This window comes from Achromobacter sp. 413638 (assembly GCF_043119405.1).
GTDB lineage: Bacteria > Pseudomonadota > Gammaproteobacteria > Burkholderiales > Burkholderiaceae_B > Achromobacter.
On record NZ_JBICCO010000096.1, the window covers coordinates 1 to 25,099 of the forward strand.

The 25,099-nt window shown below is 69.0% G+C and carries 27 protein-coding genes; 15 read left to right on the forward strand and 12 right to left on the reverse strand.

Going from position 1 to position 25,099, the window contains the following annotated elements; all coding sequences use genetic code 11:
• Nucleotide 1 precedes the first annotated feature (1 nt).
• Both ACEU5R_RS27465 and ACEU5R_RS27470 read left to right on the forward strand, forming a co-directional pair.
• Nucleotides 2-1,012, forward strand: a complete 1,011-nt coding sequence (locus tag ACEU5R_RS27465; protein WP_392412926.1) for an NAD(P)H-dependent glycerol-3-phosphate dehydrogenase — start codon at nt 2-4, stop codon at nt 1,010-1,012.
• Nucleotides 1,013-1,049: 37 nt separating this feature from the next.
• Nucleotides 1,050-2,042, forward strand: a complete 993-nt coding sequence (locus ACEU5R_RS27470) for a tripartite tricarboxylate transporter substrate binding protein (protein ID WP_103271430.1) — start codon at nt 1,050-1,052, stop codon at nt 2,040-2,042.
• On the opposite strand, the gene ACEU5R_RS27475 is transcribed toward ACEU5R_RS27470, so the two are convergent.
• A complete protein-coding gene (locus ACEU5R_RS27475; RefSeq protein WP_392412947.1) occupies nt 2,039-2,509 on the reverse strand; it encodes a tRNA (cytidine(34)-2'-O)-methyltransferase in 471 nt (156 codons plus the stop codon). The genes ACEU5R_RS27470 and ACEU5R_RS27475 overlap by 4 nt on opposite strands.
• A 175-nt stretch (nt 2,510-2,684) precedes the next feature.
• Nucleotides 2,685-3,365 carry a ComF family protein gene (locus tag ACEU5R_RS27480; RefSeq protein WP_392412928.1) on the reverse strand — a complete coding sequence of 227 codons (681 nt, stop codon included), beginning with the start codon at nt 3,363-3,365 and terminating at the stop codon, nt 2,685-2,687.
• A gap of 142 nt (nt 3,366-3,507) precedes the next feature.
• On the opposite strand from ACEU5R_RS27480, the gene ACEU5R_RS27485 reads away from it, so the two are divergent.
• Nucleotides 3,508-4,443 (forward strand): methyltransferase domain-containing protein, encoded by a 936-nt coding sequence (locus tag ACEU5R_RS27485; RefSeq protein ID WP_103271433.1) that lies wholly within the window; start codon nt 3,508-3,510, stop codon nt 4,441-4,443.
• Nucleotides 4,444-4,594: 151 nt separating this feature from the next.
• Here ACEU5R_RS27485 and ACEU5R_RS27490 read toward each other — a convergent pair whose 3' ends face one another.
• The 7 genes from ACEU5R_RS27490 to rsmB form a co-directional block, all read right to left on the reverse strand.
• Complete coding sequence (locus tag ACEU5R_RS27490) at nt 4,595-5,830, reverse strand: YbdK family carboxylate-amine ligase (protein ID WP_103271434.1); 1,236 nt, start codon at nt 5,828-5,830, stop codon at nt 4,595-4,597.
• 349 nt (nt 5,831-6,179) lie between these two features.
• Nucleotides 6,180-7,649 carry a TrkH family potassium uptake protein gene (locus tag ACEU5R_RS27495; RefSeq protein ID WP_392412931.1) on the reverse strand — a complete coding sequence of 490 codons (1,470 nt, stop codon included), beginning with the start codon at nt 7,647-7,649 and terminating at the stop codon, nt 6,180-6,182.
• 7 nt (nt 7,650-7,656) lie between these two features.
• On the reverse strand, nt 7,657-9,036 hold the full coding sequence (gene trkA, locus ACEU5R_RS27500) for a Trk system potassium transporter TrkA (RefSeq protein ID WP_103271436.1): 1,380 nt from the start codon (nt 9,034-9,036) through the stop codon (nt 7,657-7,659).
• Entirely contained in the window at nt 9,033-9,725 is a 693-nt protein-coding gene (locus tag ACEU5R_RS27505; protein WP_392412933.1) for a response regulator, read from the reverse strand. The genes trkA and ACEU5R_RS27505 overlap by 4 nt, the downstream gene beginning before the upstream one ends.
• Before the next feature lie 11 nt (nt 9,726-9,736).
• On the reverse strand, nt 9,737-12,058 hold the full coding sequence (locus tag ACEU5R_RS27510; RefSeq protein WP_392412935.1) for an ATP-binding protein: 2,322 nt from the start codon (nt 12,056-12,058) through the stop codon (nt 9,737-9,739).
• Entirely contained in the window at nt 12,055-12,645 is a 591-nt protein-coding gene (locus ACEU5R_RS27515; RefSeq protein ID WP_103271439.1) for a DUF4390 domain-containing protein, read from the reverse strand. The genes ACEU5R_RS27510 and ACEU5R_RS27515 overlap by 4 nt, the downstream gene beginning before the upstream one ends.
• A gap of 40 nt (nt 12,646-12,685) precedes the next feature.
• Nucleotides 12,686-14,023 carry a 16S rRNA (cytosine(967)-C(5))-methyltransferase RsmB gene (gene rsmB, locus ACEU5R_RS27520; RefSeq protein WP_392412937.1) on the reverse strand — a complete coding sequence of 446 codons (1,338 nt, stop codon included), beginning with the start codon at nt 14,021-14,023 and terminating at the stop codon, nt 12,686-12,688.
• A 131-nt stretch (nt 14,024-14,154) separates the two neighbouring features.
• On the opposite strand from rsmB, the gene ACEU5R_RS27525 reads away from it, so the two are divergent.
• The 4 genes from ACEU5R_RS27525 to rimO all read left to right on the forward strand — a co-directional run bounded on the left by ACEU5R_RS27525 (nt 14,155) and on the right by rimO (nt 17,098).
• Entirely contained in the window at nt 14,155-14,787 is a 633-nt protein-coding gene (locus ACEU5R_RS27525) for a LysE family translocator (RefSeq protein WP_103276234.1), read from the forward strand.
• A gap of 142 nt (nt 14,788-14,929) precedes the next feature.
• Complete coding sequence (locus ACEU5R_RS27530; RefSeq protein ID WP_103271451.1) at nt 14,930-15,232, forward strand: type II toxin-antitoxin system HigB family toxin; 303 nt, start codon at nt 14,930-14,932, stop codon at nt 15,230-15,232.
• Between the two features lie 5 nt (nt 15,233-15,237).
• Nucleotides 15,238-15,600, forward strand: coding sequence for a type II toxin-antitoxin system HigA family antitoxin (locus ACEU5R_RS27535; RefSeq protein ID WP_103276235.1), 363 nt, complete (start codon nt 15,238-15,240; stop codon nt 15,598-15,600).
• Between the two features lie 181 nt (nt 15,601-15,781).
• Nucleotides 15,782-17,098, forward strand: a complete 1,317-nt coding sequence (gene rimO / locus ACEU5R_RS27540; protein ID WP_103271452.1) for a 30S ribosomal protein S12 methylthiotransferase RimO — start codon at nt 15,782-15,784, stop codon at nt 17,096-17,098.
• Between the two features lie 99 nt (nt 17,099-17,197).
• Here the strand turns inward: rimO and ACEU5R_RS27545 are convergent, their stop codons facing one another.
• Nucleotides 17,198-17,515, reverse strand: a complete 318-nt coding sequence (locus ACEU5R_RS27545) for a multidrug efflux SMR transporter (protein WP_103271453.1) — start codon at nt 17,513-17,515, stop codon at nt 17,198-17,200.
• Between the two features lie 80 nt (nt 17,516-17,595).
• Between ACEU5R_RS27545 and ACEU5R_RS27550 the strand changes: the two genes are divergently transcribed.
• The 6 genes from ACEU5R_RS27550 to ACEU5R_RS27575 are packed head-to-tail and all read left to right on the forward strand — an operon-like array spanning nt 17,596 to nt 21,117.
• Nucleotides 17,596-18,006 (forward strand): winged helix-turn-helix transcriptional regulator, encoded by a 411-nt coding sequence (locus ACEU5R_RS27550; RefSeq protein ID WP_392412940.1) that lies wholly within the window; start codon nt 17,596-17,598, stop codon nt 18,004-18,006.
• A gap of 46 nt (nt 18,007-18,052) precedes the next feature.
• Nucleotides 18,053-18,637 carry a TIGR00730 family Rossman fold protein gene (locus ACEU5R_RS27555; protein ID WP_103271455.1) on the forward strand — a complete coding sequence of 195 codons (585 nt, stop codon included), beginning with the start codon at nt 18,053-18,055 and terminating at the stop codon, nt 18,635-18,637.
• 34 nt (nt 18,638-18,671) lie between these two features.
• Nucleotides 18,672-19,253, forward strand: a complete 582-nt coding sequence (locus ACEU5R_RS27560; RefSeq protein WP_369869732.1) for a hypothetical protein — start codon at nt 18,672-18,674, stop codon at nt 19,251-19,253.
• A 31-nt stretch (nt 19,254-19,284) separates the two neighbouring features.
• Entirely contained in the window at nt 19,285-19,911 is a 627-nt protein-coding gene (locus ACEU5R_RS27565; protein WP_103271457.1) for an HAD hydrolase-like protein, read from the forward strand.
• 20 nt (nt 19,912-19,931) lie between these two features.
• On the forward strand, nt 19,932-20,558 hold the full coding sequence (locus ACEU5R_RS27570; protein WP_103271458.1) for a pyridoxamine 5'-phosphate oxidase family protein: 627 nt from the start codon (nt 19,932-19,934) through the stop codon (nt 20,556-20,558).
• Between the two features lie 40 nt (nt 20,559-20,598).
• Nucleotides 20,599-21,117, forward strand: coding sequence for a class IV adenylate cyclase (locus ACEU5R_RS27575; protein WP_103271459.1), 519 nt, complete (start codon nt 20,599-20,601; stop codon nt 21,115-21,117).
• Between the two features lie 12 nt (nt 21,118-21,129).
• On the opposite strand, the gene fmt is transcribed toward ACEU5R_RS27575, so the two are convergent.
• Complete coding sequence (fmt, locus tag ACEU5R_RS27580; RefSeq protein ID WP_392412943.1) at nt 21,130-22,071, reverse strand: methionyl-tRNA formyltransferase; 942 nt, start codon at nt 22,069-22,071, stop codon at nt 21,130-21,132.
• A 30-nt stretch (nt 22,072-22,101) separates the two neighbouring features.
• Nucleotides 22,102-22,614, reverse strand: a complete 513-nt coding sequence (gene def, locus ACEU5R_RS27585; RefSeq protein WP_212320710.1) for a peptide deformylase — start codon at nt 22,612-22,614, stop codon at nt 22,102-22,104.
• Between the two features lie 219 nt (nt 22,615-22,833).
• On the opposite strand from def, the gene dprA reads away from it, so the two are divergent.
• Both dprA and ACEU5R_RS27595 read left to right on the forward strand, forming a co-directional pair.
• Nucleotides 22,834-23,949 (forward strand): DNA-processing protein DprA, encoded by a 1,116-nt coding sequence (dprA, locus tag ACEU5R_RS27590; protein ID WP_392412945.1) that lies wholly within the window; start codon nt 22,834-22,836, stop codon nt 23,947-23,949.
• 215 nt (nt 23,950-24,164) lie between these two features.
• Complete coding sequence (locus ACEU5R_RS27595; RefSeq protein WP_103271463.1) at nt 24,165-25,073, forward strand: hydroxymethylglutaryl-CoA lyase; 909 nt, start codon at nt 24,165-24,167, stop codon at nt 25,071-25,073.
• Nucleotides 25,074-25,099: the final 26 nt, after the last annotated feature.

The following is a 25,099-nucleotide window of genomic DNA, read 5'->3' on the forward strand; positions in this document are numbered from 1 at the left end:
GTTGGGGGGGGCCCCGGCGGGGGGGCCGCCCCCCCCCCCCCCCCACCCCACCGTGCTCTGGGCGCGCGACGCCGCCCAGGCATCCGCCCTCGCGGCGCGGCGGGAAAACGAACGCTACCTGCCCGGCATTGCCCTGCCGCCGGCACTGCAATATTCCAGCGACCTCGACGCCACGCTCGCCAGCCTGCGACAGGACGGCGGCGCCGGCCTGATCGTGCTGGGCGTGCCCGTGGCCGGGCTGGGCGCCCTCTGCGCCGAGCTGGCAAGCCGGCTGCCCGAGCTGGGCCTGCAAGACACCCCCATCGTCTGGACCTGCAAGGGCTTTGAAGCCGGCACCGCCCGCCTGCCGCACGAGATCGTGCGCGAAGCGCTGCCGCAGGCCCAATGCGGCGTGCTGTCCGGACCGTCCTTCGCGCGCGAAGTCGCGCAGGGCCTGCCGGTGGCGCTGACCATCGCCAGCAGCGCCGCGCCCGTGCGCGAACGCACCATCCAGGCCTTCCATGGCGCCGCGCTGCGCGTGTACGCCAGCGCCGACCTGGTAGGCGTGGAGGTCGGCGGCGCGCTCAAGAACGTGATCGCCGTCGCCTGCGGCATCGGCGACGGCCTGGCGCTGGGCACCAATGCCCGCGCGGCGCTGATCACCCGCGGCCTGGCCGAGATGGCGCGACTGGGCGTGGCCCTGGGCGCGCAGGCCGAGACCTTCTCCGGCCTGACCGGCCTGGGCGACCTGGTGCTCACCGCCACCGGCGAACTGTCGCGCAACCGCCGCGTGGGCCTGGAGATCGGCGCCGGCCGCAAGCTGGCCGACATCCTGGCCAGCGGCATCACCGCCGAGGGCGTGCGCTGCGCCCAGGCCGCGCTGGACCGGGCGCGCGCCGCCGGCGTCGAGCTGCCCATCACGGAAGCCGTCTGCGCCGTGCTGTTCGAAGGCGTGGCCCCCATGACGGCGGTGTCGGCGCTGTTGGCGCGCGACGCCCGCTACGAAAGCGCGGACCCGGCCGCCACCCCATAACAAGACCTACGTCACGACCCTCCTGGAGACCTCATCCATGTTGCAAGCCCGCAAGTTCCGGGTCGGCCGCCTGCTGCGCGGCCTGTGCCTGAGCCTGGCCGCCGCCCTGCCCGCCGCCGCCCACGCCGACTGGCCTGACCACCCGATCCATCTGGTGGTGCCCTTCCCGCCCGGCTCCTCGCCCGACATCCTGGCGCGCACGATCTCCGAGCCGCTGTCGCAGGCGCTGGGCCAGCCCATCGTGGTCGACAACAAGCCGGGCGCCGGCGGCAATATCGGCACCCGCATCGTGGCGCAGGCCAAGCCGGATGGCTACACGCTGCTCTACACGATCAACGGCCCGCTGGTCACCGCCCCCACGCTGTACAAGAAGACGCTCGGCTACGACCCGCTGCGCGACCTGGCGCCGGTCTCGCTGGTAGGCACCAGCCCCAACGTGCTGGTGGTGCCGTCCAGCCTGCAGGTCGACAACGTCAAGGACTTCGTCAAGCTGGTCAAGAGCCGCGGCAACTCGCTGAACTACGGTTCGGTCGGCCCCGGCAGCTCGGCGCATCTGGCGATGGAGATGTTCAAGGAACGCGCCGGCGTCGACCTGGCCCACATCCCGTACTCCGGTTTCCCGCAGGTCATCACCGCCATCATCGGCGGCGACGTGCAGGCCGGCTTCATGGTGCCCGCCATCGCCGTGCCGCAGACCCGCGACAACAAGGTCAGGCTACTGGCCGTGACCAGCCTGGAACCCAGCGCCGCCCTGCCGGGCATTCCGACCATGGCCGCGCAGGGCTACCCGGATTTCGAGGCGATCTCGTGGAACGCGGTGCTGGCGCCCGCCGGCACGCCCACGCCCGTGATCGAGCGGCTGAACTCCGAGCTGGCCCGCATCATCGACAGCCCGGCGGTGCGCAAGCAGATGGAACTGCAGTACTTCACGCCCGCGCCGTCCACGCCGGAAGCGCTGACCAGCCGAATCAAGAATGAAAAAGCACGCTGGGACCAGGTGATCCAGAAGCTGAACCTGTCGCTGGATTAGGACCCGCCGTCGTAACCCTGCTGACGCCAGGCCTCGAACACGGTCACCGCGACCGCGTTCGACAGGTTCAGGCTGCGCTGCCCGGCGCGCATGGGCAGCCGCAGCCGCTGCTGCGGCGGGAACAGCGCCTGATGCGCGTCCGACAGCCCGGCGGACTCGCGGCCGAACACGAATACGTCGCCCGGCTTGAAGGCCACATCCGCCACGCTGCGCTGCGCATGCGTGGTCAGCGCATAGATGCCGGCGGGCGCCGCGCCCGTGTCGGCCAGCGCCTCTCCCAGCGTGTCGTGCACCCGCACCGGCTGCCACTCATGGTAGTCCAGGCCCGCGCGGCGCATGCGCGCATCGTCCAGCTCGAACCCCAGCGGCCGCACCAGATGCAGCTGCGCGCCGGTATTGGCGCACAGGCGGATGGCGTTACCCGTGTTGGGCGGAATCTCGGGGCAAACGAGGATGACGTGGAACATGGGCAGGAAAAAAGTCAGTGGGAGCAAGCGTGCAGGCAAGGGCGCGAGTCGGACCGCGCCCGTGCGGAATTGTCGCCGATTTCTCCATGGCGGCCGGCCACGCCCTGGCCGATGCGCGCAGCCTGGATCGTACCCGTGCCTCTGCGGAACGCGCGCGGCCGCGTATCCAGGCTGCTCACGACCCGCGCCCCGGCGTGCGCGCGACGGCCAGCACGATCACGCTGAGCGCGCCGGCCGCCAACAGGGCCTGGGCGGCGGCCTCGGCGGTGCTGCCCGTGGTCATCACGTCGTCCACCAACGCCACGTGCCGGCCGCGCACGCCCTGCCCGCGAAACACGCCGGCCAGGGCGGCGCGGCGCTCGCGCCGGCCCAGCCCCGCCTGCCGTGGCGTTTCGCGCAGGCGCAGCAGCGCGCCCGGCCGCAGCGGCAGATCCAGCGCGGTCGCCAGGCTGCGGGCGATCTCCATGGCCGGGTTCATGCCGCGCCGACGCAGCGAGGCCCGGCTGGCCGGCACGGCAGCCAGCACCGCATCGGCAGGCAGGGGTGCCTCCCGGGCGACGGCCGCCCCCAGCAGGCGCGCCAGCACCGGCGCCAGCGACAGGCGCAGCCGGGTCTTCAACTGACCGATCAGGGCCACGCCCGGCGGCTCGTAGTCGAATGCCACGATGGCGCGCAGGTAGGCGGGCGGCCGGCTCAGGCAGCCCGCGCACAGCGGGGCCGGCTGGCGCAGGCGCTGCGCGCAGCGCGGACAACGCGCGCCCGGCTCACGGCAGCTACGGGTGACGTCGGCCTCGCAGCCCGCGCACAGGCGCGCGCCCCGCACCCGCGCGCCGCACAGCGGACAATCGCAGCCCATGGCCGATGCCAGCCGCGACCACAGTTGTCGGCCGGCGCGTCGTAGGGGAAATCGGGACGGGCGGCCCGGATGCGCAATAATGTCTGCCATCCCGTCATCAAATCATGTTCCGCCCGCCCCTTCCGACGCGGGCGCGACCGAAATGTCCCTTCCCGAATCCGCCCCCCTGCCCACCCTGCCCATCGTCAGCGCCGACGTGCCGCGCCAGTTCGCGCGCCGTGGCGACCTGTCCGAGGCCCAGTTCCTCTATGGCGAAGTCGCCCGCCGCATGCTGGGCCGGCTGCAATACATCCGGCTGGCGCCGCAGGCCATGCTGGACGCGGGCTGTGGCGCGGGCGACAACCTGCCGCTGCTGCGTGAGCGCTATCCGGACGCGGCCTACACCGGCCTGGACAACTGCGAGCCGCTGCTGGCCGCCGCGCGCAAGCGCCACGCGCCGGGCGGGCTGGGCGCCTGGATCGGCAAGCTGGCGCGCCGTGGCCCGGCCGCGCCCGCCTTCATCAATGGCGACCTGGCGCAGACCGGCCTGGCGCCGGAATCGCTGGAGCTGGTCTGGTCCAACCTGGCCCTGCACTGGCACCGCGCGCCGCACGCGGCGCTGGCCGAATGGCGGCGCGTGCTGAAGGTCGGCGGGCTGGCCATGTTCTCCTGTCTGGGACCGGCCACGCTGCGCGAGCTGCGCCAGGCGCTGGCCGATGCCGGCCTGCGCACCGCCACGCCGTCCTTCGTGGACATGCACGACTTCGGCGACCTGCTGGTGGAAAACGGCTTCGCCGATCCGGTGATGGATCAGGAAATCCTGACACTCACCTACCGCAGCCCGGAAAAACTGCTGCAGGACGTGCGCGCGCTGGGCGGCAATCCCGCCGAAGGCCGCCGCGGCGGGCTGGTGGGCCGGAACTGGCGCGACCGGCTCTATGCGGCGCTGGAAGCCCAGCGCCGCCCCGACGGCGTGATCGCGCTGAGCATCGAAGTGGCCTACGGCCATGCCTGGCGGGCCGCCGCGCACCGCGCCGCCACCGGCGAGACGCGGTTGTCGGTCAGCGCCATCGGCGGACGCCAGCCCCGCAATCCCTGAACCGGCACGGCCACCAGCGCCGCCGCGCCGGGCAGGCCACGGCGCAACCGGACGGGAACGCCCGTGCCGCCCAGGCACGGATTGCCTGAGAACGTCCCACGACCAAAGAAAAAGGGGCCCGCAGGCCCCTGTTCATACTCCTCCGCCGAGTTCAATGCAGGCGGTCGGGCACGATGACGCCCGGCTCCGCGCCGGGCAGCGCGGCCATGGGCTCGGACGTGGCGCGAATGCGCCGGCGCAACACGGCGGCCGGCTCGGCCGGCGCCGGCTCGCGGTTCGAGCCGCGCCAAGCCGTGGACATGGCCTCCACCACCAGCGGCAGGTCGCGCAGGCGGTGGAACTGGTTGCGCAGCCAGCGCGAATCGTTGCCGCTGCGCATGGCGTCGTCGCGCAGGGCCGCGATCATGTCGCCGGTGCCCAGCTCTTCGGCCACCGGCATCAGGCGCTGGAACAGCGCGCGCAGATGGTCGATCAGGCGCATGCGCTGGCCGTCGGGCGTGACATAGCTGCCCTGCAGGCCGAAACGGCAGGCCTGGAAATGATTGCTGCGATAGGACAGCCAGGCCTTGTCACTGGGTTCGGGCTCGCGCATCAGCAGCACCGCCAGGGCCTGGGCCAGGGCGGCGATCTGGCACGCGCGCTCGACCGTCAGCGGCGTGTCGCAGACACGGATCTCGACCGTGCCGAATTCAGGCTTGGGCCGGATGTCCCAGTACAGGTCCTTGATGCTCTCGGCCAGGCCATAGGCGCGCAGTTGCGACAGGTGGGCCTCGAACTGGTACCAGTCCTTCACCTCCGGTGGCATGTGGCCGGCCAGCGGGAAGCTGTTGACGGCGTTCAGGCGCGAGCACGAGAACAGCGTGTCCACGCCCTCGCAATAGGGCGAGGACGCCGACAGCGCGATGAAATGGGGCACATAGGGCGACAGGCGGCGCACCAGCCGGATGGCGTCGTCCCCGCTTTTCACGCCCAGGTGGATGTGCTGGCCGAACACGGTGAATTGACGCGCTAGGTAACCGTACATTTCGGCCAGGTACTGGAAGCGCGGCGTGTCGGAAATGGAGCGTTCCTGCCAGCGCATGAACGGGTGGGCGCCGCCGCCCGCCACGGAAACGCCGACGGCGTCCGCCGCCTCGACCAGCGCATCGCGCATCTCGCGCATCTCGGCCAGGAGGCCCATGGGGTGCTCATGCACCGAGGAATTCAGTTCGATCATGGACCGCGTGATTTCCGGTTTGACGCGGTCGGCGATGGGGTGGTTGGCCATCTGGGCCAGCAGCTCGTCGGAAGCTGCCGTCAGGTCGTAGCTGGTCGGGTCGATCAGTTGCAGCTCGAGCTCGATGCCCAGGGTGTTCGGGGCCGACGAAACGAACGGAATCTGTTCCATCTCTGACTCCTTCGGATGTTTGATGAGGGAATGCGTCGTTCGGCCTTGAAGCCCGGCAACTTCCCGGGGGGCGCTAGACGACGACTTATGGACGCATGATAGCCGCAGGTTTGTGGCAATAAGATGGAGAATCGTGACATTTGTATGCAACATCAAGAAACACACAAACTCTTCCCTCGGCGCCATGTGAGCAAGCACTTACAGCGTAGGAACGGCGGGGCTTGCCGGCCAATTCATCCGATCGGACCAGTCCTAACGGGGCTTTCGAGCGGGGATGGGATTACCCTGATTAGGGTAATTACCTATCAATTTCGGGCCAAAAACGGCCCGCGCGCGGACGGCCGGGGGCCTATTTCCGCCAGAAAATCGGCGTGAAAAGCACCAGCACGGTCAGCAGTTCCAGCCGCCCGATCAGCATGGCGAAGGTGCAGACCCAGATCTGGAAGTCGGACAACACGGCGAAGTTGCCCATGGGGCCGACCGGGCCCAGCCCGGGGCCGGTGTTGTTGACGCTGGCGAACACGGCCGAGAAGGCCGTGATGGGATCCAGGCCGGACAGCAGCAGCAGGCTGGTGAACACCGCGATGGACAGCCCGTAGAACAGCATGAAGGCCAGCACCGAGGCCATGGTCCGGGCTTCCACCGCCCGGCCGTTGATCCGCACCGGACTGACCGCGTGGGGATGCAACATGGTGACAAGCTCGTTGCGCGCCTGCTTGATCAGCAGGATGGCGCGGATCATCTTGATGCCGCCGCCGGTCGAGCCGGCCGAGGTGGCGAAACCCGACAGTAGCAGCATGGTCAGCGGCGCGAACAGCGGCCACTGGGCGAAATCGGTGTTGGCGTAGCCCGTGGTGGTCGCCATGGATATGGTGTTGAACATGCCGTAGCGCAGCGCCTGCAGCGGCTCGGCGTAGACGCCCTTGACGTACAGGAACACCGAGATCACCAGCCCCACGCCCAGCACGACCACCAGGTAAGGAATGGCCTCGGGGCAGCGCAGGTAGGCCCGCGCGCTGCGCTGGCGGAAGGCGTTGAAGTGGGTGGCGAAGTTGATGCCGGCAATCAGCATGAACACCATGGCCACGATTTCCACCGGCACCGAATCGAAGTGGGCGAAACCGTCGTCCCAGGTGGAAAAGCCGCCCAGGCCCATGGTGGTGGCCATGTGGCACCAGGCCTCGAACCAGGACAGGCCCACGGCCCGGTAGGACAGGAAACAAAGGATGGAGAAGACGAAGTACACCGCGTACAGCGCCTTGGCGGTGCTGGCGATGCGCGGCGTCAGGCGCTCGTCCTTCATCGGGCCCGGCGTCTCGGCGCGCACGACCTGATGGCCGCCCACGCCCAGCAGCGGCAGAATGGCCACGGCCAGCACCAGGATGCCCATGCCGCCGATCCAGATCAGCGTGGCGCGCCACAGGTTGATGGACGGCGGCAGCGCGTCCAGGTTGGTGAGCACGGTGGCGCCGGTGGTGGTCAGGCCGGACATGGCCTCGAAATAGGCGCCGGTGAAGGACAGCGGCATGCCGGCGCGATGGAAATACAGCATCAGCGGGATCGCCGCCAGCAGCGGCAGGCCGGCCCACACGGCCGACACCAGCACGAAGCCATCGCGCGCCCGCAGCTCGCTGCGGTTGCGCCGCGTCAGCACCGCCAGCCCGCCGCCGATGCCGATCGACAGCAGGAAACCGTGCAGGAAGGCGTCGCGCGCCGCGTCCTGGCCGACGTAGGCCACCACCAGCGGGATCAGCATGGTGAAGGCGAACATCACCATGGTCAGGCCCAGTATGTAGAGGGTGGCCAGTACGCGCTTCATGTCCGTGCTAGAAGAAAGAGGCGGAAACCTGGAACAGCTTTTCCACGCGCGGCATCTGCTTGCGCGACGGCACGAACACGATCACGTGGTCGTCGGTCTCGATCACGGTGTCCGCGTCGGGCAGGATGATCTCGTCGCCGCGCACCAGCGCGCCGATGCTGGCGCCCTTGGGCAGGCTGATCTGGCCCACCGGGCGTCCCACCACCTTGGAATTGGAGCGGTCGCCGTGGGCGATGGCCTCCAGCGCCTCGGCCACGCCCTGGCGCAGCCGGTGCACCGCGGCCACGTCGCCGCGCCGCACGTGGCGCAGCAGCTCGCTCATGGTGGCGTGCGACGGCGACACGGCGATGTCGATATGGCTGCCCTGCATGAGTTCGCCGTAGGCCTGGCGGTTGATCAGCGCGATCACCTTGCGCGCGCCCAGCCGCTTGGCCAGCAGCGAGGACATGATGTTGTCCTCGTCGTCGCTGGTCAGCGCCAGCCAGGTGTCCATGTCCTCGATGTTCTCGCGCTCGAGCAGGCCTTCGTCGGTGCCGCTGCCGTGCAGCACCAGCACGTTGTCGGGCAGCTGCGTGGCCAGGTACTCGCAGCGCTTGGGGTCCCGCTCGATGAGGCGCACGCTGTAGTTCTCGTCGGCCAGCTGGCGCGCCAGCCGCAGGCCGATGTTGCCGCCGCCGGCGATCATGACGCGGCGCACGGCCTTCTCGGCCTCGCGCAGCTGGCGCACGGCGCGGCGCGCATGGCGGGTATCGACCAGCAGCACCACCTCGTCGCCCGGCGCTATCACGGTGCCGCTGCCGCCGCGCACCGGACGCCCGCCACGCAGCACGTCGATCACGCGCGCGGTCACGTCCGGCCAGACCTCGCGCAGCTTGTCGATGGAATGGTGGGCCATCGGGCTGCCGTGGCCGACGCGCACGGTCACCACGCTGACGCGGCCTTCGGCGAATTCCACCACCTGCAAGGCTTCCGGGAATTCGATCAGGCTGTGCAGATAGGTGGTGACGCTGCGCTCCGGACTGATCAGGGCGTCGATGCAGAAGCCCTCGTCGCTCATCAGCTCGGGATGCTCGGGAAACTCGGCCGAGCGGATGCGGGCGATGCGCCGCGGGATGTTGAACAGCTGGCGCGCGATCTTGCACGCCACCATGTTGGCGGTGTCGGACGCGGCACAGGCGATGAACAGGTCGGTGTCGGCCGCGCCGGCGGTCTCCAGCACCGACACCTGCGCGCCGTCGCCATGGACCACGCGCAGGTCGAAGTGCTCTTGCAGGTATTGCAGCTGACTGGGATCGGAATCGATGACCGTGATGTCGTTTTCCTCGGACACCAGGTTTTCCGCCACGCTGGTGCCTACGCGCCCAGCGCCCATGATCAGGATCTTCATGCGCCCCGCTTGCGGGCCGACTCGATGCCCAATTGCTTGAGCTTGCGGTAGAGGTGGGTGCGTTCGAGGCCGGTGCGCTCGGACACCCGGGTCATGCTGTGGCTTTCCCGGACCAGGTGGTATTCGAAATAGATGCGCTCGAACTCGTCGCGCGCCTCGCGCAGGGGCTGGTCCAGCGAGATGCTGCCCAGCTGGCCGTTGGACGTGACGGGCACTTCGCCGGCCGACGCGGTGCTCAGGGGCGGCGGGTCGAGCTCGTCTTCCAGGGCCACGGCGGCGCTGGCGATGGCCGGATGGGCGGCCGCTGGCGCCGGATGCGGCGCGCGGCCGCGCGCCAGGCCGGCGGCGACGGTCTTGAGCAGGCGCTGCAGCGTGATCGGCTTTTCCAGGAAATCCATGGCGCCGATGCGGGTGGCCTCGACCGCAGTGTCGATGGTGGCGTGGCCGCTCATCATGATCACCGGCATGTCCAGCATGCCCTGCGAGGCCCATTCCTTGAGCAGGCTCACGCCATCGGTGTCGGGCATCCAGATGTCCAGCAACACCAGGTCGGGACGCATGCGAAGGCGCGCGGCGCGCGCTTGCGCCGCGTTTTCGGCCAGTTCGACCGTGTGTCCTTCGTCGTAAAGGATTTCCGACAAGAGTTCGCGAATACCGACTTCGTCGTCAACCACCAGGATTCTGGCCATAAAGCATCCACCTATTGCGTAGCCGCATTATCCTTTTCTTGCGCGGTCGCGTCCATAGTATCGGCTCCCGGCGCGAGCCGGGTCAACAAGATGGAAATCCGCGCGCCGCCGTCCTTGCGGTTGGCAAGGTCGATCCGGCCGCCATGTTCTTCAACGATCTTGCGCACGATCGCCAATCCTAACCCAGTCCCGTGGGACTTGGTGGTGACGTAGGGCTCGAAGGCCCGCTGCAGCACCTGCGGCGGGAAGCCCGGGCCGGTGTCGGCCACCGTGAAACGCAGCGCCTGCTGGTCGGCGCGGTCCGGCTGCTCGCTGCGCATGAGCTGGGTCGTCACGCTGACCCGCCCTTCCCCGCCCAGCTCGGCGATGGCGTCGCGGGCGTTGGAAAGCAGATTGTGGATGACCTGGCGCAGCTGCGTCGGGTCGCCCTCGATGGCCGGCAGACCGGCTTCCAGCGTCACGTCCAGGTTCAGGGCCTTCTCGCCGAAGCGGCCAGCGCCGCCGCCCTCGGGGTCCCAGCCGTACAGCGACAGCACGTCGGCCACCAGGGCGTTGAAATCGATGCGCTGCATGACGGCCGGCGGCGTGCGCGCGTACTCGCGGAAATCGTCCACCATCTGCTTGAGCGAGGCCACCTGGTTGACGATGGTATTGGTCGAGCGCTCGACGATCTGCGCCTCGGCCGGCGGCAGCTTGCCTTCCAGCTTCATGGCCAGCCGCTCGGCCGACAGCTGGATCGGCGTCAGCGGATTCTTGATCTCGTGGGCCAGCCGGCGCGCCACCTCGCCCCAGGCCACGGTGCGGTTGGCGGAAATCACCTCGGTGATATCGTCGAACACGACCAGGTAGCCGTTGCCGCGGCCGTCCACCCGCAGGTGGGTGCCGCGCGCCAGCAGCGTCAGCGGCTGGGGCGCGATGTCGCCGTCGGCCGAGGCGACCGGCGTGATCTCGAACTGCTGCTGCCAGTGCTGGCGCTCGGAGCCCACCGCCGCGTGGGCCGAAAAGGCCTGGCGCACGACGTTGGCGAACTCCAGCATGCCGCCCACGGTTTCCAGCGGCCGGCCGATGACCGAGCGCAGATCGGCCTGCAGGATGGTCTGCGCGCCCTGGTTGACGGTGGTGACGCGGAAGGACTCGTCGAACGCCAGCACGCCGGAAGACAGGTTCGACAGCACGCTTTCCAGATAGACGTTGGAGCGTTCCAGCTGCTGGCGGTTGCTCTCGACCATGCGGCGGGCCTCGTCCAGCTGGCGCGTCATGGCGTTGAACGAGCGGGTCAGCTGGCCGACTTCGTCGCGTTCGGGCGGCTCGGGCAGCGGCCGGTAGTCGCCCACGCCCACGGCCTGCGTGCCGGCGGCCAGGCTGAGCAACGGGCGCACCAGGCGCTTGGACAGCGACAGCGCCACGGCGATGGCGCCGAAGGCGGCCAGCAGCAGCGCCAGCGTCAGCGTGATGCCGTAGAGCTTGCGCAGGCCCAGCCGCGACAGGGCCAGCTCCTGGTAGTCGCGAAAGCCCTGCTGGACCTGATTGGCATTGTGCGCGATCTGCTCCGGCACGGGCTGGAGCAGCTGCAGCCAGCGCGGCTCGGGGGCCGCGCTCAGCGGACTGTCGTAGCGATCGGGGCCGGTCAGAGGAATGATGACGCGCAAATGCAACCCGCCGTCGGCGCCGGCCGTGACGGGATCGTCGGCTTCGGCCGCCGAATAGCCTCGGGCCACCCGCAGCTGGTTCAGAACGGCCGCCGGCGGCATGGCCGGCAGCAGCTGGCCATACTGATTGGTGGAAAACGCCACCATCCGCCCGCTGCCGGTGAACACCATGGCCTCCTGCACGCCGTTGGCCTCGCGCAGCCGGGTCAGGGCCAGCGACACGCCCACGTCGGTATTGCGGTTCAGCTCCACCGCCATCGAGCGGGCGCGGGCGTCCAGGTCCGCCAGCTGGGAATCCAGCGCGGCGCGGCCCAGGTTCAGGCCCGCCTCCAGCGCCGTGTCCACCCGCACGTTGAACCAGGATTCGATGGAGCGCGACATGAACTGCACCGACACGGTGTAGATCAGCGCGCCCGGCACCACGCCGATCAGCGCGAAGGCCAGCGCGAAGCGAGCGGTCAGGCGAGCGCCGAACTGCCGGCGGCGGATCTGCCGCGCCAGCCGCACGGTCAGCGCCACCACCCAGACGAACAGCGCCAGCGCGAAGATCCCGTTCAGGATCAGCAGGACGTCGTAATAGCGCGCGAAGCGCGAGGCATTGCCGGTGGACCAGGCCAACAGGCCCAGCAGCCCCAGGCCGCTGATGGCGCCCACCACCAGGGCCAGCCTGAGCAGCAACCTCATGATGGGTCTTTCTCCAAGCCGTTGATCTCGAAGACAAAATCGACCCAGGGGGTGGCCTGAATCCAGGAACTGCTGTTCAGCGCGTTCACCTGGAAGGGCCGGGGCAACAGCGAGGTATCCAGCCGCAGGCGCAGCTGGCCGTCGTAACGGGTGTCTTCATCGAAATCGTCGGCGTCGGCCACCTGCCAGTTGCGGATGTGCCGGATCACGCTCATGGCGTCGTCCAGCGAGGCCACGGGGAAGCTCAGCTCGCCCACGCCCGCCCGCCATTGCCGCGTCAGCGCGTTGTAGGTCACGCGCCAGGTGCGGGTGGTGTCAACCAGGGATTTGTTGAACCACCACCAGCGATCGCGGGTGATGGTGAGGTCGGCGGTGAAGTACAGCGGCACGCCGCGCTGGGCGGCATCGCGCAATTGCTGGTTCAGCTCGAATTCCACGTCGGCGTCGATCTGGAGCTTGCCGTCGCGCACAGCGGGCTGGACGCTGACGACGCGCGGCTCGGAAGCGTGCGCCTGCCCGCCCGGCATGAGAAACAGCAAGGAAGAAGCCAGCAACAACCCGAAAAATAAGCGCGAAATGATGGACATACGACACCGCTACACCGTTATGCCCCTTATTCTTGGCGATTCAGGACGGCTTGGCAAACAAGGCGTAGAAAAATCCGTCCTGTTGCTCGGCCGGTGTTGCATCGACCGCAACAGGCAGCAGTTGGCCGGGCGCGTCCAGTCGCCGGGCCTCGGGGTGGCGCTGCAGGAATTCCAGCGCCTGGCGCGTGCCCTCGATCGGGAACACCGAGCAGGTCACGTACAGCAGGCGCCCGCCCGGCGCCACGGTGCGCCACAGGGCATCCAGGATGCGGGTCTGCAACGCGGCGGTGCGGCGCAGGTCGTTTTCGCGGCGCAGCCAGCGGATGTCGGGATGGCGCCGCACGATGCCAGATGCGGTGCACGGCACGTCGGCCAGCACGGCGTCGAAGGGCTTGCCGTCCCACCAGGCGTCCAGGTCGGCGGCGTCGGCGGCCTGCAGCCGCACCCGGTCGCCGCCCAGACCAAGACGGTCCAGGTTCTGGCCGACCCGCTCCAGGCGACTGGCGTCGGCGTCCAGGGCCAGCAGGTCGATGTCCGCCAGCTCCAGCAGGTGGGCGGTCTTGCCGCCCGGGGCCGCGCAGGCGTCCAGCACCCGCATGCCGTCAGCCGGAGCCAGCAATTCGGCGGCCCGTTGCGCGCCGGCGTCCTGGACCGACCACCAGCCCTCGGCGAAGCCCGGCAGCTGGACCACCGGCCGGGGCGTCGCCACCACCAGGCCGGCCGCGCCCACCGGCTCGGCCGCCAGGCCGGCGTCCTGGAACGCGGCCAGCACCTGTTCGCGGCTGGCGCGGCGGCGGTTCACGCGCAAGGTCAGCGGGGCCGGCAGATTGGCGGCCTGCAGGATCGCCTGCCAGTGCTGCGGATAAGCCACGCGCAGCTGCTTGACCCACCAGCCCGGGTGGTTCCACTGGGCCTCGGGGCTGTCGGCCACGGCCGCCGCCAGCGCCTCGCGTTCGCGCAGGAAGCGGCGCAGGCAGCCGTTGAGCAACCCTTTGAACGCAGCCAGGGCGCGGGCCTTGGACGCGGCCGTCACGGCCTGGTCCACCACCGTGTGCGGCGCGTAGACCGGCATGCCCGGCACGGCGGCCGCGGCCTCGCCTTCCGCCTTCAGCAGGGTCAGCGACACCAGCAGCAGGGACTCGAACAGGACGTTGGGATAGCGCTGCACCAGTTCCCGCCCGACCGCGTCGGCCCAGCCCAGGTAGCGCATCGCGTGGAACGACACCGCCTGCACCGCCGGTCGCAGCGCGCCATCGACGTCGGCCAGCGCCTCGGTCAGGGACCGGCCGTCCAGGACCTCTTCGATCACCCCCGCGCAGGAAAGCAGGACAGAGGATAGCGGCGGGGCCAGATGGGGGGTGTCGGAACGCGTGGACATGGCAGGAAATCAAGGGATAAGACCGCTATGGTAGCCCGGCGGCGGCTGCCGCGCCGGCGGGGGACGCCGGGCAGACGCTGGACGAACCGCGCCGGCACGGTCACACTGACCGCTTGCCACGGAGCCCCTTCATGTCCACCGCCACCCTGCTGCTGTTCATCCTGGCCTCGGCCGTCGCCATCGTCACCCCCGGCCCCACCGTGCTGCTGGCCATGAGCAACGGCTCGCGCCACGGCGTGCGCGTCGCCTGCTGGGGCATGGCCGGCGCGGTGCTGGCGGACATGATCCTGGTAGGCGCGGTGGCCTCCGGCCTGGGCGTGCTGCTGGCGGCGTCCGAGGTCGCCTTCCAGGCGGTCAAATGGGTTGGCGCGGCCTACCTGGCCTGGCTGGGCTGGAAGATGCTGCGCTCGGACGCCGCCTTCGTCATGCCGGCCGACGATACCGGCGCGCGCCATGCCAGCGGCTTCAAGCTGGGCTTGCGCAGCTTCATGGTGGCGCTGACCAATCCGAAGGCGCTGCTGTTCATGTCCGCCTTCCTGCCGCAATTCATCAATCCCGCCGCGCCGCTGTTCGCCCAGTACGCCACCCTGGCCGCCGTGCTGGCGCTGATGAACGTCGCGACCATGCTGGCCTACGCCACGCTGGGCGCGCAGCTGGTGCGCGCCTTCCGCGGCGCCGGCCTGCGCTGGATGAACCGCGTCTGCGGCAGCCTGATGATGGGCCTGGCCGCCACGCTGGCGCTGTATCGGCGCGGGGCGCAGTGAGGTTCGCTGCCGAAAGAGGGCCAAATTGGTCACGCTGCGCCTGATCCTGACAAGGCGCGCGCGGTAGATTCAAGGAAACGCGGCACTTGCCGACATTTCCAGTGAATTGACACAGTCCCAAATCGGGACCAAAATACCCGCCATGCGCATCATCGCCAAGAAGACGCTGCTCACGTTCATCGAACGTCATGCTGAAGCCGAACAAGCGCTGCTGGCATGGCACGCCGAAGCCGCGCAAGCAACCTGGACCAGGCCCCAAGACATCAAGGACCAATACGCGTCGGCGAGTTTCGTGGGCAAGAACAGGGTGGTGTTCAACATCAAGGGCAATACCTACCGCGTGATCGTCGCGATCGCGTACCGAATCGGCGTCGTCTACGTGAAGTTCGTCGGCACGCATACTGAATACGACAAGATAGACGTCACAACCGTGGACATGGGATGACAAGCATGGACATTCATCCGATCCGGACCAAGCAGGATTACGCTGCCGCCCTGAAGGTGGCCTCCGCGCTCGTGGACGCCGATCCGGCGCCAGGCACGGAAGCGGGCGACAAACTGGACGTGCTTTCGATCCTGATCGAGCGCTACGAGGTCGATCACTTCCCGCTGAAAGCGCCCAGCCCGATCGAGGCGATCAAGTTCCGCATGGAACAGGCCGGCCTGTCGGTCGGAGACATGAAGCCCTACATCGGCAACAGCAACCGCGTCTATGAAGTGCTGAACGGCCGCCGGGAACTGAGTCTGGCGATGATCCGCAGGCTGCATGATGGGCTGCATATACCGGCAGACGTGCTGATCGGTTCCGCCTGAACCTGGCCGGACGGCTATGGCCAACACTGCAACGCGATTCATTCCCAAGCGCTGACCCGCCACTCGGCCCGCCTGCCTGCGCCGAGCCCCCCGACCCGGTAAAATACCGCCCCCTGCCCCGCCGCGCTAAAATTGCGCACTATTTGATCATCGGCGCCGGCAGCGCCCACCGAGGTATCCCATGTCTTCCCCCAAAGTCGGCTTCGTCAGCCTGGGCTGTCCGAAAGCCCTGGTCGACTCCGAACGCATCCTGACCCAGCTCCGCACCGAAGGGTACGAAGTCACGCCCGAATACAACGACGCGGATGTCGTGGTCGTCAACACCTGCGGCTTCATCGACAGCGCCAAGGCCGAATCGCTGGAAGCCATCGGCGAAGCGCTGGCCGAGAACGGCAAGGTCATCGTCACCGGCTGCATGGGCGTGGAAGAGTCCGTGATCCGCAACGTGCACCCCAGCGTGCTGGCCGTGACCGGACCGCAGCAATATGAAGAAGTGGTGCGCGCCGTGCACAATGCCGCGCCGCCCAAGAAAGACCACAATCCCTACCTGGACCTGGTGCCGCCGCAAGGCGTCAAGCTCACGCCGCGCCACTATGCCTACCTGAAGATCTCCGAAGGCTGCAATCATCGTTGCAGCTTCTGCATCATCCCGTCGATGCGCGGCGACCTGGTCAGCCGTCCGGTGGGCGACGTGCTCAGCGAGGCCGAGCGCCTGGTCAAGGCCGGCGTGAAGGAACTGCTGGTGATCTCGCAGGACACCAGCGCCTATGGCGTGGACATGAAGTTCCGCAGCGGCTTCTGGAACGGCCGCCCGGTCAAGACCCGCATGACCGAGCTCTGTACGGCCTTGTCCGAAATGGGCGTCTGGACGCGCCTGCACTATGTGTATCCCTACCCGCACGTCGACGAGATCATTCCGCTGATGGCCGAAGGCAAGGTGCTGCCGTACCTGGACATTCCGTTCCAGCACGCCAGCCCGCGCATCCTGAAGGCCATGAAGCGTCCGGCCTTCGAGGACAAGACGCTGGCGCGCGTGAAGCGCTGGCGCGAGGAATGCCCGGACCTGACCATCCGCTCGACCTTCATCGTCGGCTTCCCCGGCGAGACCGAGGAAGACTTCCAGTACCTGCTGGACTGGATGCAGGAAGCCCAGCTCGACCGCGTTGGCTGTTTCCAATATTCGCCGGTGGAAGGCGCGCCGGCGAACCTGCTGGACAACCCCGTGCCGGACGAGGTCAAGCAGGAACGCTGGGAACGCTTCATGGAACAGCAGCAGGCCATCTCCGCCAGCCGCCTGCAGGCCAAGGTCGGCCGCGAGATCGACGTGCTGATCGATGAAGTCGACGAGGACGGCGCCGTGGGCCGCAGCAGCGCCGACGCGCCCGAGATCGACGGCTGCGTCTACGTCAGCTCGGACGAACCGCTCAAGCCCGGCGATCTGGTGCGCACGCGCGTCACCGACGCCGATGAGTACGACCTCTGGGCCGACAAGCTGTAAGCATGCACGCGGGCCACGGCATCCTCTTGCGGCGCCGTGGCCGCGCCTGTCGGCCCTGGCGCGCGTGCCGCGACATGAGCGGCGGCAGCGCTTCCGCCCTCAGCCTTCCAACGCCTTCAATCCGGCCACGCCGCCGATGATCAGCGCGATGCAGGCCAGCCGCGCCAGCGACGCCGATTCCCCGAACAGCGCGATGCCCAGCACGGCGATGCCGGTCGCGCCGATGCCGGTCCAGACCGCATAGGCCGTGCCCGCCGGCAGCTGCCGCAGCGCCAGCGTCAGCAGGAACACACTGCCCAGCGCCGCCGCCACGCCCAGCACGCCGGGCCACAGCCGCGTCCAGCCTTGCGCGTACTTCAAGGCCAGCGCCATCACGATTTCCGCCGCGCTCGCGGCGATCAACAACCACCAGGCCATCGCGGCCTCCTGTGCAGACTTCGGACCGCCCAGCTTACGGGCTATAGTGGGCGCGGAACAGTACGCACTTTCTGGTAACGATGGACACGCCCTCAACGCCCGCGCCGACCGCCGACGTCTTCAACGCCGCCTGCCCCTCCCGCCACGCGCTCGAACTGATCTCCGGCAAGTGGGTGCCGCTGCTGCTGCCGGCGCTGGCCGACGGCCCCCTGCGCAACGGCGAATTGCTGCGCCGGCTCGACGGCATCTCGCAGAAGGTGTTGACGCAGACCCTGCGCGATCTCGAGCGCCACGGACTGCTGCTGCGCGAGGATCTGCGCACGGTGCCGCCGCACGTGCGCTACCGCCTGAGCGAACTGGGCCGCTCGCTCAACGTCGCGCTGCTGGCGCTGGATCGCTGGGCCGAGACCCATCACCAGGAATTGCTGGCCGCGGCAGGCAGGCACGACGCCCGGCAGGCGGCGGGACCAGACCGCCCCGCCCCCGGCTGAAGCGTCGCGCGACCTTGCGTAAACTATCGCTTTTCCGGACAGAACAATGAAGAATCTCTGCGTCTATTGCGGTTCGAATCCCGGCAACCGCCCCGACTACATCGAACAGGCCCGCGCGCTGGCGCGCGAGCTGATCAAGCGCGACATCGGCCTGGTCTACGGCGGCTCGGTGGTCGGCATCATGGGCGAGGTCGCCAATGAAGTGCTGGCCGGCGGCGGCCGCGTGATCGGCGTGATCCCCGAATTGCTGCTCAAGAAAGAGCACGCGCATCGCGGCCTGACCGAGCTGCACCTGGTGCAGACCATGCACGAGCGCAAGGCCATGATGATCGACAAGGCCGACGGCTTCATCGCCCTGCCCGGCGGCGCCGGCACGCTGGAGGAGTTCTTCGAGGTCTGGACCTGGGCCCAGCTGAACATGCACGAGAAGCCCTGCGGCCTGCTCAACGTGGCCGGCTACTACGACGCCATGCTCCGGTTCCTGGACCATGCCGTGGCCGAATCCTTCATCCGCCCCCAGCACCGCGACATGCTGGTGGTCGAGCAGGACCCCGTCGCGCTGCTGGACCGCTACGCCGCCTACCGGGCGCCGGTTGTCTCGAAGTGGTTCGAACCGGTCAAGGCCGCCTGAGGCGGCCGGACTAGGCGGTCCCGCCATCACCGACATGGAGACCCACGCAATGACGCATGCTCCGCAGCCCCAGCCCAGCACGGAATCCGTCCTGCGCGACTACTTCCATGCCAAGGACGAGAACCGCCCGCTGTACATGGCCCGCGCCTTCGCGCCCGACGCCGTGCTGAAGATGGCGCTGCGCACGCAGGCCATCGCGTTTCCGCCCGAATCGCACGGCCTGGCCGCCATCACCGACACGCTGGTGCGCAAATTCGGCCAGACCTACGACAACGTCTTCACGTTCTACCTGTCGCGCCCCGAGGCCGGCCAGCGGCTGTCCGAGTACCGCTGCGACTGGCTGGTCGGCATGACCGAAAAGGCCGGCGGCGCCGTGCGCGTCGGCTGTGGCCGCTACGACTGGAACTTCCAGGCCGAGCCCTATCGCGCCGAGCGCCTGACCATCACCATCGAGACCATGGTCACGCTGCCGCCGGACGACGCCGGCGCGGTCTTCGGCTGGCTGACGGCGCTGGACTATCCCTGGACCGACGCGCGCCGCGCGGTCGCCGGCGCGCCGCCGCTGGAAGCGCTGGCGCCGGTCGCGCACTATCTGCTACACCCCAACGGCCAGTAGCCCCACGCCTGGCTGGCACCGGATCCGATTCTTGAAATACGACTTCGCCGCCTTCGACTTCGATGGAACCCTGGCAGACACCATGCCCTGGTTCAACTCCGTCCTGAACACCGTGGCCGAGAAATACGGCTTTCGCCAGATCGACGCGACCGAGCGCGAACAGCTGCGCCACCGCGACCCGATGGCGATCCTGAAGTACCTGGGCATTCCTCTGTGGAAGCTGCCCGCCATCATGACCCACATGCGCGAGCTGATGCGCGACATCGACCCATCCGTGCATCTGTTCGACGGCATGGTCGATGTACTGGCCACGCTCAAGGCCGCCGGCCTGCGGCTGGCGGTGGTCAGCTCGAATTCGATCGAGAACGTGCAGCGCGTGCTCGGGCCGCACGCGGCCGCGCTGTTCGACGACTACGAATGTGGTACGGACCTGTTCGGCAAGGCGGCCAAGATCGACCGCCTGCTGCAACGGCACCGGATCGCCCCGGAACGCTTCCTGCTGGTGGGCGACGAAATCCGCGACATCGAAGCGGCGCGCAAGGCCGGCGTGCGGGTCGCCTCGGTGGGCTGGGGCTACAACCACGTCGACGCGCTGCGCGAACGCCAGCCCGATGAACTGCTGCTGACCGTGGCGGAACTGCCCGCCGTCCTGACCTGACCCTTGCCCTTCACGTCATCATGCGCCTCGATCCCGATCACCTCGTCACCGACCCCGACGCCCTGCAAGCGCTGTACGGCGAACCCGGCGAAGCCTCGCTGAAGAAGGAAGTGGACCACGTCCACCCGCATTACCGCGCCTTCATCGAGGCCTCGCCCTTCGCCATGCTGGCCACGGCGGGACCGGACGGCCTGGACGCCTCGCCGCGCGGCGACCCGGCCGGATTCGTCGTGGTCGAGGACGAGAAAACCCTGCTGCTGCCCGACCGGCGCGGCAACAACCGCATCGACAGCCTGCGCAACATCCTGGCCGACCCGCGCGTCGCCCTGCTGTTCCTGGTGCCGGGCGTGGGCGAGACGCTGCGCGTCAACGGCCTGGGCCGCATCAGCACCGATCCGGCGCTGCTGGAGCGCTTCGGCATGGACGGCAAGCTGCCGCGCTCGGTGCTGGTGGTCGAGGTGCAGACGGTGTATTTCCAGTGCTCGCGCGCGCTGCTGCGCTCGCGCCTGTGGGACGCGTCCACCCAGGTGCCGCGCAGCGCCCTGCCCAGCGCCGGCCGCATCCTGTCCGACCTGACGGCCGGCACCTTCGACGGCGTCGCCTACGACCGCGATTTTCCGGCGCGCGTGGCCAAGACGCTGTACTGAAACCCGGGCGCGGCCCGGCGCCCCCAACCTGGAGCCATGCATGGCCCGCAACGTGGAAATCAAGGCGCGCGTCGACAGCCTGGCCGCCATCGAACCGATCGCGGCGGCGCTGTCGGGCCAGCCGCCCCAGGCCGTCGCCCAGGACGACACCTTCTTCGCCTGCGCCCAAGGCAGGTTGAAGCTGCGCGCCTTCGCCGACGGCCATGGCGAGCTGATCTTCTACCGCCGCGCCGACGACACCGGCCCGAAGGAAAGCTTCTATGTGATCTCGCCCACGGCATCACCCGACACGCTGCGCGAGACGCTGCTGCTGGCCTATGGCGTCATCGGCCGGGTGCGCAAGCAGCGGTGCGTCTATATGGCCGGACGCACCCGCATCCATCTGGACCGCGTCGAAGGGCTGGGGGAATTCCTGGAACTGGAAGTGGTGCTGCGGGAAGATGAAAGCGTGGAGACCGGCATGGCCGAGGCGCACAGCCTGCTGGCCAGCCTGGGCGTGAAGCCCGCGCAACTGCTGTCCGGCGCCTACCTGGACCTGCTGGCCGCGCAGGCCCGGTGAAATCGGCGCGCCTCAGGCCGGCTGCCAGCCCCGCACGAACACATCCACCGGCTGGCGCTTGCCGCCGGCCTTCTGCAACTCCAGCAAGCGCAGCGCGCCTTCGCCGGTAGCGATGTCGATGCCATCCGCATCGGCGCGCAGCACGCTGCCGGGAACCGCGCCCGCCGGCGCGGGAACGACTTCGGCGCGCCAGATCTTCACCGGATCGTCCAGGCCGGGCAGGCGGATATTGGCGCCGGGCACCGGATTGAACGCCCGCACGCGGCGGGCCAGCAGGCTCGCCGGCTGCGCGCAGTCCAACGCGGCCTCGGCCTTGTCCAGCTTGGCGGCGTAGGTCACGCCTGCCTCGGGCTGCTTGCGAGCCGGCAGGCCGTCGGCGGCCAGCGCCCGCAGCGCTGCCACGATGGCCTCGCCGCCGGCCTCGGCCAGCGCGTCGTGCAACTGCGCGGCATTGGTCTCAGCGCCGATCGGCACCACGCGTTCCAGCAGCATGTCGCCCGTGTCCAGGCCCGCGTCCATCTGCATGATGGTCACGCCGGTCTGCGCGTCGCCGGCCTCGATGGCGCGCTGGATAGGCGCCGCGCCGCGCCAGCGCGGCAGGAGGCTGGCATGGATGTTCAGGCAGCCCAGGCGCGGCAGGTCCAGCACCCATTGCGGCAGGATCAGGCCGTAGGCGGCCACCACCATCACATCGGGCGCGATGGCGCGCAGTTGCGCCTGCGCCTCGGCGGCCTCGTCCGGATAACGACCGTCGAGTCGCAGGCTGCGCGGCTGGGCCACGGCGATGCCGGCGTCCAACGCGGCCTGCTTGACCGGACTGGGCGTGAGTTTCAGGCCCCGGCCGGCAGGCCGGTCGGGCTGGGTCAGAACCAGGGGAATGTCATGGCCGGCCGCCCGCAACGCGTCAAAGGCGATGCGAGCGAACTCCGGCGTGCCGGCGAATACGAGACGCATGGGAAGGGACCAGGAAAGGAAAACGGGGAATCAGGCGCGCTCGGCTTCGCGCTCGGCCTTCTTCAGCTTGGTCTTGATGCGGTTCTGCTTGAGGTTCGACAGGTATTCCACGAACACCTTGCCGTCCAGATGGTCCAGCTCGTGCTGCACACAGACCGCGAGCAGGCCGTCGGCCTCGAACTCGAAGGGCTTGCCGTCGATGTCCAGCGCCTTGCAGCGGATGCGGGCGGCGCGCTCGACTTCATCGTAGATGCCCGGCACCGACAGGCAGCCTTCTTCGTAGATCTTGTAGTCGTCGCTATGCCAGGTGATCTCGGGATTGATCAGCGTCAGCAGCTGGTTGCCGTCTTCGGACACGTCGATCACGACCAGGCGCTCATGCACGTCCACCTGCGTGGCGGCCAGGCCCACACCGGGCGCATCGTACATGGTCTCGGCCATGTCGCGGGCCAGCTGGCGGATGCGCTCGTCGACCTCGGCCACGGGCTTGGCTTTCTTGTGCAAGCGCGGGTCCGGGTAGCGAAGGATGGGAAGTAAAGCCATGAAGAAAGATCGCCAATGATTGATTGCTTTGACATGAGTTTAATTCATTAGAGTATTGATTTCTAATAGTTTTCGGCTAACGCAGCGTTCGCTTTGGCTTCGGCCCCGTTTTCAGCGCAAGGGCGGTGCGCGATTCGATCCACCCCCGGCCGGCGGGCCGCGCCGCGCCATGCGACACTCTGGCCCCATCCTCGCCCGCAATCCGCATCCGCCCTGCCCATGCCCCTGACCCAAACCGCTGCCGAACTGTCCGCCTGGCTGCGCCTGTCCCTGGAGCCGAACGTCGGCCCGGCCACCGCCTGCACGCTGCTCAGCGCGCTGGGCCTGCCCGAGCAGATCTACGCGCGGCGGGCCACGGCGCTGGCGCGCCACCTGCCCGAGGCGCTGGCGCGCCAACTGGCCGCGCCCATGCCGGCGGACATGCAGGCGCAGGTGGAACGCAGCCTGGAATGGGCCGAGGCGCCGGACCACCACATCCTGACGCTGGCCGATCCCGGCTATCCGCAAAGCCTGCTGACCATTTCCGATCCGCCCATCCTGCTGATGGTCACGGGCAAGCCGGCCTTCCTGCAAGGCCCGGCGCTGGCCGTGGTGGGCGCGCGCAGCGCCACGCCCGGCGGCCAGGAAAACGCGCGCGCCTTCGCCCGCCATCTGGCATCGCATGGCTGGCGCGTGGTCAGCGGACTGGCCCTGGGCATCGACGCCGCCGCGCACGAAGGCGCGCTGGATGCGGGCGCGCAGGGCGGCGGCACCGTCGCCGTGATGGGCACGGGCATCGACCGCATCTATCCGGCCCGCCACCGCGAACTCGCGCACCGCATCGCCGCGCATGGCGCGCTGGTGTCCGAGCTGCCGCTGGGCGCGGGCGCACTGCCGCAGCACTTTCCCAAGCGCAACCGCATCGTGGCCGGCCTGGCGCGCGGCGTGCTGGTGGTGGAAGCCGCCAGGCAAAGCGGCTCGCTCATCACCGCGCGCCTGGCCGGCGAATGCGGCCGCGAGGTCTTCGCCATTCCGGGCTCCATCCATTCGCCGCTGTCGCGCGGCTGCCATGCGCTGATCCGCCAGGGCGCGAAGCTGGTGGAGACGGCGCAGGACATCACCGACGAGCTGGGCGGCTCGCCGCTGCCGTCGCGCCCGGCCTCGCGCGCACCGGCGGCCCCGCCGCTGCCCGCCCATCCCGTGCTGGAAGCGATGGGCTTCGATCCGCTGCACCTGGACGCCATCCAGGCCCGCAGCGGCCTGGACATCGCGGACCTGCAAACGCAGCTGGTCGAACTGGAACTGGCGTCGCGCGTCGCGCGGCTCGACGACGGACGCTACCAGCGCTTGAAGTAAGGCCGCGCGGCACCACGCATACGCCGCCGCCCGGCAGACCTGCCGCGCACGCGGCACGGCGCGGCAAATCCGCGCTGTGCCCGCACCATGCCAGCCCGCAGGAAACAGCCTGACCGCGCGGCATCAGCGGCATTTAGCGGGGCCGGACCATGCCGGTTTCATGCGCGGTAATATGGTCCCGGGCCGCGCTGGCCCTTACCGATACAGGAAGAGACATGGCTTTGCCCTCCCGCGTCAAGATCGTCGAAGTATCGCCCCGCGACGGTCTGCAGAATGAAAAGGAATTCGTGCCCACCGACGTCAAGGTGGAGCTGATCGACCGCCTGGCCGCCGCCGGCTTTCCCAATGTCGAGGCGGCTTCCTTCGTCTCGCCCAAGTGGGTGCCGCAGATGGCCGACGGCGCCGAGGTGATGACGCGCATCGCGCGCCGCCCCGGCACGATCTACTCGGTGCTGACGCCCAACATGAAGGGCTTCGAGGGCGCGCTGGCCGCCCGCGCGGACGAAATCGTGATCTTCGGCGCGGCCAGCGAGGCCTTCTCGCAGAAGAACATCAACTGTTCGATCGCCGAATCCATCGCCCGCTTCGAGCCCGTGGCCGAAGCGGCGCGCGCGGCCGGCATCCGCGTGCGCGGCAGCATCAGCTGCGCGCTGGGCTGCCCCTACCAGGGCGAGGTCGCGCCGGAAGCCGTGGTCGATGTGGCGCGGCGCTACCTGGCCATGGGCGTGGACGAGATCGACGTGGCCGACACCATCGGCGTGGGCACGCCGCGACGCGTGCGCGAGGTCATGGACGCGGTGACGCGGGTGGTGGATCCGGCCCGCGTGTCCGGCCATTTCCACGACACCTACGGGCAGGCGCTGGCCAATATCCTGGCCGCGCTGGAAACCGGCATCTCGATCTTCCACACCTCGGTGGCAGGCCTGGGCGGCTGCCCCTACGCCAAGGGCGCGACCGGCAACGTGGCCACCGAGGACGTGCTCTACATGCTGCGCGGCCTGGACATCGACACCGGCGTGGACTTCGACGCCGTGGTGGACATCGGCCAGTGGATGGCCGGCCATCTGAACCGCAAGGGATCCAGCCGCGCCGGCAACGCCATCGCGGCCAAGCGCGCCGCATGAGCGTGAACGCAAGCGCGCCGACCGCC